Origin of the sequence: Zoogloea sp. 1C4 (genome assembly GCF_009469605.1) — a bacterium.
GTDB classification, from domain to species: domain Bacteria; phylum Pseudomonadota; class Gammaproteobacteria; order Burkholderiales; family Rhodocyclaceae; genus Zoogloea; species Zoogloea oryzae.
The window spans coordinates 66,627-78,837 of sequence record NZ_SSXU01000013.1 but is presented as its reverse complement, the minus strand read 5'-3'; the positions used below and the strand labels follow the sequence as shown (position 1 = coordinate 78,837).

15 protein-coding genes are annotated in these 12,211 nt (G+C 66.9%); 4 read left to right on the top strand and 11 right to left on the bottom strand.

Annotated features, from left to right (window positions below):
* The first annotated feature begins 10 nt into the window (after positions 1–10).
* The 3 genes from GH681_RS15695 (at position 11) to fliE (ending at position 2,952) form a co-directional block, all read left to right on the top strand.
* Entirely contained in the window at positions 11–1,123 is a 1,113-nt protein-coding gene (locus GH681_RS15695) for a PAS domain-containing sensor histidine kinase (protein WP_194271253.1), read from the top strand.
* Between the two features lie 43 nt (positions 1,124–1,166).
* Positions 1,167–2,567: a sigma-54 dependent transcriptional regulator gene (locus GH681_RS15690; RefSeq protein WP_153162438.1), complete on the top strand. Its 1,401-nt coding sequence runs from the start codon at positions 1,167–1,169 to the stop codon at positions 2,565–2,567.
* A 64-nt stretch (positions 2,568–2,631) separates the two neighbouring features.
* Positions 2,632–2,952, top strand: a complete 321-nt coding sequence (gene fliE / locus GH681_RS15685) for a flagellar hook-basal body complex protein FliE (RefSeq protein WP_153162437.1) — start codon at positions 2,632–2,634, stop codon at positions 2,950–2,952.
* A gap of 69 nt (positions 2,953–3,021) precedes the next feature.
* Here the strand turns inward: fliE and GH681_RS15680 are convergent, their stop codons facing one another.
* The 3 genes from GH681_RS15680 to rpiA form a co-directional block, all read right to left on the bottom strand.
* On the bottom strand, positions 3,022–3,786 hold the full coding sequence (locus GH681_RS15680) for a flagellar brake protein (RefSeq protein WP_153162436.1): 765 nt from the start codon (positions 3,784–3,786) through the stop codon (positions 3,022–3,024).
* Between the two features lie 161 nt (positions 3,787–3,947).
* A complete protein-coding gene (gene phoU, locus GH681_RS15675; RefSeq protein ID WP_153162435.1) occupies positions 3,948–4,646 on the bottom strand; it encodes a phosphate signaling complex protein PhoU in 699 nt (232 codons plus the stop codon).
* A 58-nt stretch (positions 4,647–4,704) separates the two neighbouring features.
* Entirely contained in the window at positions 4,705–5,367 is a 663-nt protein-coding gene (rpiA, locus tag GH681_RS15670; RefSeq protein WP_153162434.1) for a ribose-5-phosphate isomerase RpiA, read from the bottom strand.
* Positions 5,368–5,570: 203 nt separating this feature from the next.
* Between rpiA and GH681_RS15665 the strand changes: the two genes are divergently transcribed.
* Positions 5,571–5,999, top strand: a complete 429-nt coding sequence (locus GH681_RS15665; RefSeq protein ID WP_153162433.1) for a YidB family protein — start codon at positions 5,571–5,573, stop codon at positions 5,997–5,999.
* Between the two features lie 80 nt (positions 6,000–6,079).
* On the opposite strand, the gene GH681_RS15660 is transcribed toward GH681_RS15665, so the two are convergent.
* The 8 genes from GH681_RS15660 to nifV form a co-directional block, all read right to left on the bottom strand.
* A complete protein-coding gene (locus tag GH681_RS15660) occupies positions 6,080–6,916 on the bottom strand; it encodes a hypothetical protein (protein ID WP_153162432.1) in 837 nt (278 codons plus the stop codon).
* Between the two features lie 74 nt (positions 6,917–6,990).
* Positions 6,991–7,599 carry a tetratricopeptide repeat protein gene (locus GH681_RS15655; RefSeq protein WP_153162431.1) on the bottom strand — a complete coding sequence of 203 codons (609 nt, stop codon included), beginning with the start codon at positions 7,597–7,599 and terminating at the stop codon, positions 6,991–6,993.
* Positions 7,600–7,998: 399 nt separating this feature from the next.
* Positions 7,999–8,817 carry a nitrogen fixation protein NifM gene (gene nifM, locus GH681_RS15650; RefSeq protein ID WP_153162430.1) on the bottom strand — a complete coding sequence of 273 codons (819 nt, stop codon included), beginning with the start codon at positions 8,815–8,817 and terminating at the stop codon, positions 7,999–8,001.
* A 3-nt stretch (positions 8,818–8,820) separates the two neighbouring features.
* The gene (locus GH681_RS15645; protein WP_228111929.1) at positions 8,821–9,297 is read right to left on the bottom strand and encodes a nitrogen fixation protein NifZ; all 477 of its coding nucleotides are present in this window, start codon (positions 9,295–9,297) and stop codon (positions 8,821–8,823) included.
* Between the two features lie 31 nt (positions 9,298–9,328).
* Complete coding sequence (nifW, locus tag GH681_RS15640) at positions 9,329–9,670, bottom strand: nitrogenase-stabilizing/protective protein NifW (RefSeq protein WP_153162429.1); 342 nt, start codon at positions 9,668–9,670, stop codon at positions 9,329–9,331.
* A gap of 10 nt (positions 9,671–9,680) precedes the next feature.
* Positions 9,681–10,223: a hypothetical protein gene (locus GH681_RS15635; protein ID WP_153162428.1), complete on the bottom strand. Its 543-nt coding sequence runs from the start codon at positions 10,221–10,223 to the stop codon at positions 9,681–9,683.
* 7 nt (positions 10,224–10,230) lie between these two features.
* A complete protein-coding gene (gene cysE / locus GH681_RS15630; protein ID WP_153162427.1) occupies positions 10,231–11,010 on the bottom strand; it encodes a serine O-acetyltransferase in 780 nt (259 codons plus the stop codon).
* Positions 11,003–12,139 (bottom strand): homocitrate synthase, encoded by a 1,137-nt coding sequence (gene nifV, locus GH681_RS15625; protein WP_153162426.1) that lies wholly within the window; start codon positions 12,137–12,139, stop codon positions 11,003–11,005. Before nifV ends, cysE begins: the two co-directional genes overlap by 8 nt.
* Positions 12,140–12,211 lie beyond the last annotated feature (72 nt).

The following is a 12,211-nucleotide window of genomic DNA, read 5'->3' as shown; positions in this document are numbered from 1 at the left end:
ATTTCGCCCCATGCCCTTCATGAATCTGCCCGCCACCGAAGACCGTCTCGACGCCCGCCAGCTGGCCGAAGCCTTTCGCCAGTTCAGCGAGGCGTCGGAGGCCCTGACCGGTGCCTACGCCGGCCTGCAGACGCAGGTCGGTCAGTTGACCGAACGTCTCAGCGTGCTGATGGGCGCGCTGCCGGCAGGCGTCGTCGTGCTCGACCGGGACGGCCGCGTGGTGCAGGCCAACCGGGCCGTCGAAGCGATGTTCGAGGCGCCGCTGGCCGGCGTCGACTGGGCGGCGTTTTCTGCCGCCCGCCTGGCGCCCACCGAAACCCCGGGCGAATGGCAACTCGGCGCCGGCACCGAGACCCGCCGCCTGACCCGCGACGACGCCGCGCTTGAATCCGGCGAAGGCCACATCGTGCTCCTCACCGACGTGACCGATGCCCACCGGATGCGCCTGGCCGCCGAGCGCAACGAGCGCCTCGCCGCGATGGGCGAGATGGTCGCCGGGCTGGCCCACCAGCTGCGCACGCCGCTGTCGGCCGCGCTGCTCTACACCGCCAACCTCGTCCAGCAGGAAATGGGCCCCGCCGACCGGGAGCGCATCGGCAATCGGGCGATGGAGCGCCTGCGCCATCTGGAAAAGCTGATCCGCGACATGCTGCTGTTTGCCCGCGGCGAGACCCTCGGCCGCGAGCCCTTCGGCATCTGCGATCTGGTGGCCGAGCTCACCCACACCCTCGAACCCCTGGCCCGCGCCAAGGGGCTGACCCTCGAATCCGCCTGCGCCTGCGGCGACACCCTGGTGGTGGGCGACCGCAAGGCGATTGCCGGCGCCCTCACCAACCTGCTCGAGAACGCCGTCCAGGCGCTGGACGCCGGCGGCGTGATCCGCTTTCAGGCCCGGCTGGACGGCGCCATGGCCCGTTTCACGGTGGCCGACAACGGCCGCGGAATTGATCCGGCACTACAGTCGCGGCTCTTCGAGCCGTTCTTTACCACCCGGCCCGACGGAACAGGATTGGGCCTGGCGATAGCGCGGGGCGTTGCCCGGGCCCACGGGGGAGACATCGGCATCGATTCCGAACCCGGTCGTGGAACGGTTTTTTCGCTGACCCTCGCCATGGGCGGCTGACGCCCGGCTCGCCCAGTTGCACCCAGTTTTAGAGAGACGTCCCATGCCCGAAGCCCTCAACATCCTGGTAGTCGAAGACGATGCGCCCCTGCGCGACGCCGTGTGCCTGACCCTCGAGGTCGCCGGCCACGCGGTGACCGGCGTGGGCGACGGCCCGGCGGCCCTGTCCGAGGTGGAAAGACAGGCGTTCAACCTGGTCCTGTCCGACCTGAAGATGCAGCCGATGGACGGCCTGCAGCTGCTGGCCGAGCTGCGCCAGCGCCTGCCCCAGCTGCCGGTGCTGCTCATGACCGCCTTTGGCGACGTCGAGAAGGCCGTGGACGCCATGCGCGGCGGCGCCTGCGACTTCCTGATGAAGCCCTTCGAGCCCAAGGTGCTGCTCGAACACGTCGAGCGCTACGCGGTCACCCGGCGCGACGACGACATGATTGCCGCCGACCCCCACACCCGCAAGCTGCTGGCCCTGGCCGACAAGGTGGCTGAGACCGACGCCACGGTGCTCCTCAACGGCGAATCCGGCACCGGCAAGGAAGTCTTTGCCCGCTACCTGCACGAACACTCCTCCCGCCGCAGCGGCCCCTTCGTGGCCATCAACTGCGCGGCGATCCCCGATAGCTTGCTCGAAGCCACGCTCTTCGGCCACGAGAAGGGCGCCTTCACCGGCGCCACCAGCAGCCAGGCCGGCAAGTTCGAACAGGCCGAAGGCGGCACGCTGCTGCTGGACGAAATCTCCGAGATGCCCCTGGGCCTGCAGGCCAAGCTGCTGCGCGTGCTGCAGGAGCGCGAGGTGGAGCGGGTGGGCGGCAAGAAGGCGATTCCGCTCGACATCCGCGTGCTGGCCACCACCAACCGCGACATGAGCAAGGAAGTGGCCGCCGGCCGTTTCCGCGAGGATCTGTTCTACCGCCTCAACGTGTTCCCGCTGGCGATCCCGTCGCTGCGCGAGCGGCCCGGCGACATCGTGCCCCTGGCCCGGCATTTCGCGCTGCTCCATGGCGTGCGTCTCAAGCGCGTGGGGCGCCTGTCGCCCGAGGCCGAGGAGGTGCTGCTCACCTATCACTGGCCGGGCAACGTGCGCGAGCTGGAAAACACCGTCCAGCGGGCGCTGATCCTCAGCAGCGGTCAGGCCGTGTCGGGCGAGACCATCCGCCTGTGCCTGCCCCACTGGAACGGCGAACCGGTGCGGATGGTGGTGCCGCCGCCGGCGACGATGCCGGCACCGTTTGCCGTGGATCCGGCAATTTCTGCCGTCGATGCCGCAGCCGAAGCCCGCGAGGCCGCCCGCCCGGCCAACATGAAGGATCTGGAGCGCGAGCACATCCTGCAGGTGCTGAAAGAGGTCGGTGGGTCGCGAAAGCGAGCCGTGGCGCAGCTTGGCATCTCCGAGCGCACCCTCCGCTACAAGCTCCAGCAGTACCGGGAAGAGGGGCTTTTCAGCGGCTGACGCGCACCTTGTGCTCTGTGGCACGTCACTTGCTCTGCTATAGTCGAGTCAAAGGAGCAGGATCATGGATACCCGCGGAATCGATCAGATGTTGTCGGAGCTTCGCGCCACCTCGCAGGTGGCGTCGGGCAAGTCCGCCCAATCGGCCCAGGCTGCCGGCGAGACCGATTTCGGTCAGGTGCTTCAAACCGCCATCGACCAGGTGAGTTCCGCCCAGATGCAGGCCCAGGAAATGTCCAAGGGCTTCTCGGCGGGCGATCCGAACGTCAATCTGCAGGACGTGATGGTCAATCTGCAAAAAGCCAACCTGTCGTTCCAGCAGATGGTGCAGGTGCGCAACAAGCTCGTCACCGCCTATCAGGACATCATGAACATGTCGGTGTGACGGCAGCTCAGGATTTAAAGACAAAAGCCGGCGAAAGCCGGCTTTTGTCTTTGTGCGTGACCGCGGGACTCAGCGGATGCGTTCGCGGGCGTTGCGTTCCCGTTCGGCCTTGAGGATGTAGCGCTGGATCGTCGAGGCCATGCTGGCGGGGAGGTCGGTGAACTCGCAGCCGGCGCGGAGCATGGTGCTGCCGTCGCGGTTGGTGATGCGGAAGATGTTGCGGACCCGCAGCGAGGTGACGATCGGGCCCGTCTCGGGGAGCATCAGGCGGCAGTCGTTCAGGATGGTTTCCGGCTCCAGGGTCGGCTCGTTGGGCGGCAGGAGGATCGCCAGCCCGCCGCTGCTGATGTCGAGCACGGTGGCCTCCATCGACACCATGCGCTTCTCGCCGCCGCTGCTCACGGGGATCAGGCAGCTGAGGCTGTGGGGGTTGCTGGCGATCAGCCGGTAGTACTCGCGGCGTTGCAGGCGCAGCAGCACCTCGGGGAGCGCGATGCGGAAGGCGGTGTGGCCTTCGTGGTTGATGCGCACGGGCCTGTTCGCGGCAAACTGAATCTTGATCTTGTCGAGTTGGGTGACGCAGATCAGCTGCTCGGTACCATCCACGCGGTTGTTGATCACGTCGCTGCTGGCGGCGTCGAGGATCAGCGTGTCGTTGTCAGGATTGACGTCCAGGATGGCGGTGAGGAAGGAATCGGCGCTGGCGTCGATGAAGGCACTGATCATCGCCCGCTTCTGCACGAGGCTGCGCAGGTTGTAGAGGATGTCGGTCTTTCCGCGGAGCAGGTAGCGGGAGTGTTCGTCGGCCTGCAGGAGTTCGAACTTGAGCGGCATGATGGCAGTGGCGTTCGGAGATCGGCTGAAACACCGATTCTAACAGTCGGGTGGATGACCCCGACGGTGGAGCAAGTCGCATGCCCGATGAAATCTGCGATACAAAATGAATCGGGGGACGGTAAACCGTCCCCCGACTGACTGACCGACGGCCAGGTGGATCAGCGCGTGGCTTCCCGCTCGATTTCCTCGAGGCTGGTGTGGCGCACGTCGCGGCCCTTGACCATGTACACCACGTACTCGGCGATGTTCTTGGCGTGGTCGCCGATGCGCTCGACCGACTTGGCGACGAACATCAGCTCGATGGCCTGGGAGATCGTGCGCGGGTCTTCCATCATGTAGGTGATGAGCTGGCGCATGATGCCCTTGAACTCGGCATCCACCTCCTTGTCGTGACGCACCACCTGGGCGGCAGCCACGGTGTCGAGGCGGGCGTAGGCATCCAGCGCGGTGCGCAGCATGTCCACCACCGCGTCGGCGATGTGGCCGAGGCGGATCTGCGGCATGAAGGGCGAGCCGTTGCTGTGCAGCTGCTTGGCCGTCTTGGCGATCTTCTTCGCCTCGTCGCCGATCCGCTCCAGATCGGTGATGGTCTTCTGGACGGTGCTCACCATGCGCAGGTCGACTGCGGTGGGCTGGCGCTTGGCAATGACCTGGTTGCAGGCTTCGTCGAGCTCGATCTCGAGCAGATTGACCCGGTTGTCGTTTTCGATGACCTGATCGATCAGCAGCGGATCGCCGTCGGAAAGCCCTTCCATCGCCTTCACGATCTGCAACTCGACCATCCCGCCCATCTGGAGAACCCGGTTGCGGATTCCTTCCAGTTCGGAATCGAACTTCTTGGAGGTGTGCTCGTTCATTGAAAATCCTAAGGCTGGTAAGCGCAGCAGATTAACAGCGGTTCATGACGTTTTTGTTTCAAGTGCGTTCGTAGGTGACGACCCCGCCGGCCGTGGCGAGTAGCAGCACATCGGCGCCGCGACGGGCGAACAAGCCGTTGGTGACAACGCCCACGATACCGTCAACGGTGGTCTCGAAGGCTACCGGATCGGCGATCTGAAGGCCATGCACGTCGATGATGATGTTGCCGTTGTCGGTGACGAAGCCTTCGCGCAGCACCGGACGGCCGCCCAGCGCCGCGAGCTGGCGGGCGACCTGGGCGCGGGCCATCGGGATCACCTCGACGGGCAGCGGAAAGCGGCCGAGGCATTCGACCCGTTTGGTGGCGTCGCAGATGCAGATGAACTTGTCGGCCACCGCCGCGACGATCTTCTCGCGGGTGAGCGCGCCGCCACCGCCCTTGATCATCGCGAGGGAGGCGTCGATCTCGTCGGCGCCGTCAACGTACACCGGCATCTGGTCCACGTCGTTCAGATCGAACAGGCGGATGCCGTGGGCGGCAAGGCGCTTGGCCGAGGCTTCGGACGAGGCCACGGCGCCGACGATGCGGTCTTTCATCGTGGCCAGGCCATCGATGAAGAAGTTGGCCGTGGAGCCGGTGCCGACGCCGACGATGCTGCCTTCGACGATGTAATCGAGAGCACGCAGCGCCGCCTGTTGCTTGAGTTCGTCCTGAGTCATGGTGTGAGCTGCTTGAAAGCCAAAGCCCGGATTTTACCCTTCCCGGTGCGTGGTTTGCGGTTTGTCACGCTTGCATCTCCATTCCACAAAGCCTTACACCCGGGTAGCAGGGAGCGCGTAAAGTGTTACGCCGCTGCCACAATTTCCCGCTGCGGCGGGCCGGCAGGGTTTCCCGAAACAACACTCAAAGAAGGAGCTTCACGATGGGTTTGCTCGATCAACTGGCAGGTCAGGTTCTGGGGTCGCTGGCTGGCGGCGGCCAGCAAGGCGGTGGTGGTCAGGCTGCCCTGCTGCAACTGGTGATGAGTCTGCTCCAGAACAACGGCCAAGGTGGCCTTGGCGGGTTGCTGGAGCGGCTTGGCCAGGCCGGTCTGGGTGAGCAGGCGGCGTCGTGGGTGGGCACTGGCCAGAATCTTCCGGTTAGCGCAGATCAGATCGGTCAGGTCTTCCGCGGCGGTGAGCTGGGCGATCTGGCGGCCCAGCTGGGCATCCCGACCGAACAGGTGGCCGGCCACATCGCCAACGTGTTGCCCCAGGTGGTCGATCAACTGACCCCGAACGGCCAGGTGCCCGAGGGCGACGTGGACCTCGGCCAGGCGCTGTCCGGCCTGGTGGCCATGCTGGGCAAGTGATCGCCTGATGGCAAGAAAGCCCTGCCGAAGTGGCAGGGCTTTTTTACTGGAACGATGTTCCGTCTGGCGCCGGGTTCAGGTTAGTTCACCTTGAGCTGACCGCCCCGGCCGAGGCCGCCCTTGACGTCCTGGGCCTTGTAGTTGCGCAGGGCGACGACCATCTTGTTGTAGGCGTCGGTGAAGGCGGCGACGGTGGCCTTGCCTTCCGGGGTCTGGGAGAAACCACCCAGGCCGGCAGCGGCGCCAGGGCCGAAGCCGCCGAGGGCCGCACCGAAGTTGGTGGCGGTGGCGTTGCCTTCGGAGATGGCCAGCTGCACGCCCGAGCGGATGTCGAAGATGGTCATGGTGACCACCGAAACCTTGCTCTCGAGACCGGCGGCGAGGAGCGCGCCACCTGCGCCCAGGCGGCCGCCCAGGGCGCCGGCCATGCGGCCGGTGGAGGAGTTGTCGATGATGATCGACGGTTCCATGTAGTAGTCGGCGGCGACGCGCTGGCCTTTCTGCTGCTTGGAGCCGGCCCGGAACTCGCCCGAGTTGCGCTGCTTGTCGGTGATCGCCGACAGCTTGCTTTCGGTGCGGGCGTTGCCGATCGAGGTGATCACGAAGCAGTTGGACTGCTGCACCGCCAGGCGGATCAGCGGTTCGATGGTGGTGACTTTGGTGGCGGCGCCAAAGCTGGCGAACCATTCCTTGCCGCGGCCATCGTCGACTGCCAGCGTGCCCAGCGGGGCGGGGCAGCGTTCGAGGGTGGCATTGGCGCCAGCGCTGGTGCCGCCGCCGGCTGCGCCGCTAACCGCGGTGGCATCGGACGAGCCGGTGCTGATGGAGCCGCCGGCCAGCGGGTTGTTGGCGCAGCCACCAAGGGCCAGGGATGCGGCAATGACGCCGGCAAGGGAAGTCAGTTTAGTGTTCAGCATCGGCACTCATCCTTTGGAAGTAAGTCGTGGGGTGTTTTGTCGCAACCCCGGGGCCTGACGCCCCGGCGTGCTTTTCAGTAGCGTGGCCCGTAATAGGGCCGGTACTCGTACCAGCCGCCGTTTCGCCATTGCCACTCATATTGGTAGCGGTCCATCCAGTAGCTGTTCCAGATCGCCTTTTGCGAATCGACCCAGCGTCGATACGCCACCTCATTCTGCTTTGCCTTGGTGGCCTGGGCCAGCAGGGTCTTGGCTTCCTTGTCACCGCGACCGGCGGCGATGGAGAGCCATTTTTCGGCTTCGGCTGGGTCGGAACCCATTTCTTCGAGGCCCATCAGGTAGAGGCGCCCGACGGCGGTCTGGGCCTTGAGGTAGCCCCGCTCGGCGGCGTCGCGCATCCATTTGAGGGCCTGGTAGCTGTCCTGGCGCACGCCGTCGCCCCGGAAGTAGCGCAGGCCCAGGTCGTAGGCGGCGCGGGGGTCTTTCTCGGCCAGCGCGATTAGCTTGGCGGCCTGCTGTTCGGCGGCGGAGTCGCCCGGGGCGTTGGGGTTGAAGGTGACGGCGTCGCGCGGGCGTTCTTCGCAGCCACGGTCGTCGCAGATACGGACGGTCGGGGACTGCGTCTGCGCCAGCACGGCGGACGACAGCAGTATCAGCAGCAGGCAGACGGCGTGTTTCTTCATCTCGGCGCTCCTACGAATCCATCGGGAAAGATCACTCCGCGATTGCTGGTGGCTCGCCGCGCCCGCCTTGATGGCTGGGCTGCGCGGCAGGCCGGGGTGACGCAGATGCCCCGATGCAGCGAGAAACCAAGCGTGCCATCCAAGGATAGACGCCAATCCGCAAAACGGCGTGATCCGCGAACGGCGATGACTGCTGGATGGCGTGACAAGGGGGCAGAAACCTGCGTCAAGCTGACGGATTATCCCGCTGACCTTGGCCCTGTACAACCGGGTTTTGCTGTCGGGATGGAAGGATTTGGCAATGGGATTTCGATGGCGGGTGCATTTTCCCGCGCCATGCCTGCGCCGCCGGCTGGAGCCGGCGGGCAGCATGCCCTGGCGTCGATATCGCGACGGCGCTCAGCGCGGTGCGCCGAGGCGCTTGATCCAATCCCGCTGGGCTGTCTGGCGGCGTTTGTCGGCGAGGCGTTCGATGATGCGGTCGCGGACTTCCTCGAAGGGCGGTATGCCGAAGGGCAGGATCTCCTCGCACAGGATGATGTGCAGCCCGATGGGCGATTCGAGCACGGCGCTGATCTCGCCGGTTTCCAGCGCGAAGGCGGCGGGTTCGAGCTCGGGGAAGAGCTGGCCGCGCTTGACCGTGCCCAGCTTGCCGCCTTCCATCGCGGTGGGGCACTGGGAGTGGCGCAGGGCGACCTTGCCGAAGGCGTCGGCGTCTTTCACCGTGTGGCGCAGGGTTTCCAGGCGGGCGGTGGCGTCGGCCTTGTCCTTGCGGCTGTCGAAAGTGATGAGGATGTGGCGCAGGCGGCGGGCTTCGGGGCGGTCGAAGGCCTCGGGGTGCATCCGGTAGTAGATCTCGGCATCCACCGCGGTGACGGCGGGTACGGCCGCGGCGATACGTTCGAGCACGGCCTCGATGCGCAGGTCGCGGGAGACGGCCTCCTCGAGTCCGGCTTCGTCGAGCCCGCTGCGGGCGAGGTCCTGGGCCATGGCGTCCGGGTCGGTATAGCGCTGGCGGATCTCGCCCAGGCGGGCGGCGAGGGTGGCGGCGGGCACCACCACCTGGGCGGCCTCGTCGCTCTCGAGGATGCGCTGCTCGATGCCGTACTGGCGGCTGAGCACCTCGCTCACCCGGTTCATCTGGGCTGCGTCCAGCTCGCCCGGTGCGGTCTGGAAGAGTTCCCAGGCGAGCTTGAGCTGAAGGTAGGCGTCGTGCATGGCTTACTCTCCGTCGTCCTCGGCGGTGTTGCGGCCGGCGCCCTCCAGGATGCTCTCGGGAATCTGCAACACCCGGCCGGGCAGGTCGTCGAAGTGGATGTGGTAGGCCACGCCGCCGGGGGCGTCGCGGATGACCTTCATCACCTCGCCGATGGCGCCGTCGCGGATCAGCACCTCGCCGCCCACGGCGAGCTGGCGGGTGGCCTTCACCTTGTCGCGGAACTCGAAGCGCGAGGGCGTCCAGGCCTCGTCGGCGCCGATGAGTTCTTCCTCGCGGCAGCCGACGATCTTGCCTTCGTCCAGGAAGTTCACCGAGTAGATGACCTGATCCTGCAAGAACGTGCCCACGTCCACCACGTAGCCGATGCTGCCGCGGCGGACCAGCGGGGCGCCGGGGTCGAGGCCCGGGTAGGTGCCGTCGTTGCGCACGTTGCGCGTGAGGCGCACGGCTTCGCCGTATTCCCAGCGGGCGTTCATCATGGCGGTGTCTCCTGGCGTTGGCAGGGGCTCGTTACTGGACGAAGACCTTGTCGATGGACACGAAGGATTCCATGCCGCCGTCGGGCTTCGAGACGGTCTGGAACACCGCGAAGACCTTCTCGGTGAGGGAGTTGGAGACGACGAAATCCTGATACGCGCGCTCCAGCCACAGGCGGTAGATGCCGCGCTGCTTGTCCTCTTCGGGCGGCATGTTGGGCACCTGGCGGGCCAGGTAGTCGTGGAAGCGCTGCAGGATGTGCAGGCGGTTCACATGCACCACCGAGGGCTCGTAGGGCACTTCGAAGTAGTCGAGAAAGTCTTCGGCGGAAACCAGTTCTTCCATGGCTTCGGCGAGGGTCAGCGTGTCTTCCATGGCAGCCTCCTCAGGCTAGGGCAAGGTCATCGGTTGAGGGTGTTTCGTCGTCGGTGGCCGGCGATTCGTAGATGGCCACCACTTCCAGCAGGCGGGCGGTGCCGAGCTGGTCGCGGCTGTCGAGGGACGACAGTTTTTGCAGGCGCCGCCGCGAATCGTCGATCCGCCCCAGGCGCAGCAGCACCACGCTGGCGGCCTTCAGGGCCAGCAGGTAGAAGCGCAGCAGCCCGAAGGATTTGGCGGCGGCGTGGGCCAGCCAGGCTTCGTCGAGCTTTTCCCAGTTGTCGGGCAGGTCGAGGTGATGGCCGGAGAGCTGCATCGCCCGCTCGGCCACCTGCAGGGCGTCGTCGAGCCGGTGCTGGTAGAAGTAGTAGCGGTAAAGGCCGACCAGCACCGTGAGGTTCTCGGGCGCCAGCAGGTGGGCGCGCAGCAGGGCGGTTTCGGCCGACGGGTCGCCGTATTCGGCGGAGGCCTGGGCGAGCAGTTGCTCGGCCGCGGCCGGCATCGGCACGTCGAAATACAGTTCGCAGTCGGAGAAGTCGAGCAGGTCCATGGGGGCCTCAGTGGATTTCGGGGTTTTCGCAGCACAGGTCGCCGGCGGAGCAGACGGCGCACTGGCCGCTGTGGTCGGCGGGCGGGGCGTCGTGCCGGAGCGTGGCCAGTTCGCGTTCCAGCTGGTCGATGCGCTCGACGAGGCAGGAGATGGATTTGGCGACCGGATCGGGCAGCACGTTGTGATCGAGGTTGATGCCGTCCTCAAGGCGGCCACCGGCGGCGCGGGTATTGACGATGCGGCCGGGAACGCCGACAACCGTGCGGTCGGCCGGCACGTCGCGTACCACCACCGAGTTGGCGCCCACGCGCACGCGCTCGCCGATGGTGATGGGGCCGAGGATCTTGGCGCCGGCGCCCACCACCACGCCGCTCGACAGCGTCGGGTGGCGCTTGCCGCGGTTCCACGAGGTGCCGCCGAGGGTGACGCCGTGGTAGAGCGTCACGTCGTCGCCCACCTCGGCGGTCTCGCCGATCACCACACAGGCGCCGTGGTCGATGAAGAAGCGCCGGCCGATGGTGGCGCCGGGGTGGATGTCCACGTTGGTGACGAGCCGCCCGACGAAGGACAGGAAGCGCGCCGGGTAGCGCCAGCCGGCCTGCCACAGGCGGTGGGCCACGCGGTGGGCGAGGATGGCGTGGACGCCCGGGTAGGTGGTCATCACCTCAATGGTGGAGCGGGCGGCCGGGTCACGCTGGAACACGCAGGCGAGGTCTTCCTTGAGCAAGGTCCACAGGGCGGGCTGCGCGGCGAGGGCGGGTGGGGTCATGGTGATGGTGTCAGACATGGCGGTGGCTCCGGGCCGAGGCGAGCAGGGCGTGCAGGTCGGCCACGTCGGGCGAGTGCTTGTGGGCGGCGACGAAGAGCCGGATGTGACCGAGGAGGGCGCTGGCTTCGGCCTCGCCGAGGCTGATTCCCAGCCCGGCATAGACCACCTGCACCGCGCGGGGGCCGGAGTGCTTGCCGAGCACGATGCGGTGGCTGCGGCCCACGTCCACCGGGTCGAAGCCCTGGTAATTGTCCGGGTGCTTGAGCAGGCCGTCGATGTGGATGCCGGCCTCGTGGGTGAAGGCGCCGGGGCCGACCACGCTCTTCTGCCAGGGCACGTCGCGGCCCGAGGCGTGGGCGACGCTGCTCGACAGGGCCAGGAAGCCCTTCAGGTCGATGTCGGTGCGGATGCCGTGGAGCTTCTCGAGGCCGACCACCACTTCTTCCAGCGGGGCGTTGCCGGCCCGCTCGCCCAGCCCATTGACGGTGGTGTTCACGTGGGTGGCGCCGGCCTTGCACGCGGCCAGGGTGTTGGCGGTGGCGAGGCCGAGGTCGTCGTGGGCATGCATCTCGATCTCGAGGTCGGTGCGTGCCCGCAGGTGGGCGATGCGCTCGAAGGTGCCGAAGGGTTCGAGCACGCCCAGGGTGTCGGCAAAGCGCAGGCGGCGGGCGCCGGCGCGTTCGGCGGTCTCGGCCAGCTGGGCGAGGAAGTCCGGATCGGCGCGGGAGGCGTCCTCGCAGCCGATGCCCACGTCGAGGCCCAGGTCGAGGCCCATCGCCACGTAGCGGGGAAGCTCGTCCAGCAGCCACTGGCGCGGGCGGCGCAGCTTGTGGGCGAGGTGCTGGTCGGAGGCGGGCACCGAGATGTCGATGAGGTTGGCACCCAGGTTGGCGCAGGCGTCGATGTCGGCGGCGTGCATGCGGCTCCACACCATCAGCCGGGCGTCGAGGCCGAGGTCGGCCACCGCGCGGATCGATTCGCGCTCCTCGGCGCCCATCGCCGGGATGCCCACTTCCAGCTCGGGCACGCCGATGGCGTCGAGCTGGCGGGCGATGTGCAGCTTTTCGTCGAGGGAGAACGCCACGCCCGCCGACTGCTCGCCGTCGCGCAGGGTCGTATCGTTGATGGTGACAAAGGGCTGCTTCATGGCGTTCGGCCTCCTTGCTGGGGATATAGCAAGGCCGATGCCAGGCGCTAAGTCACTGATTTATATGATGGC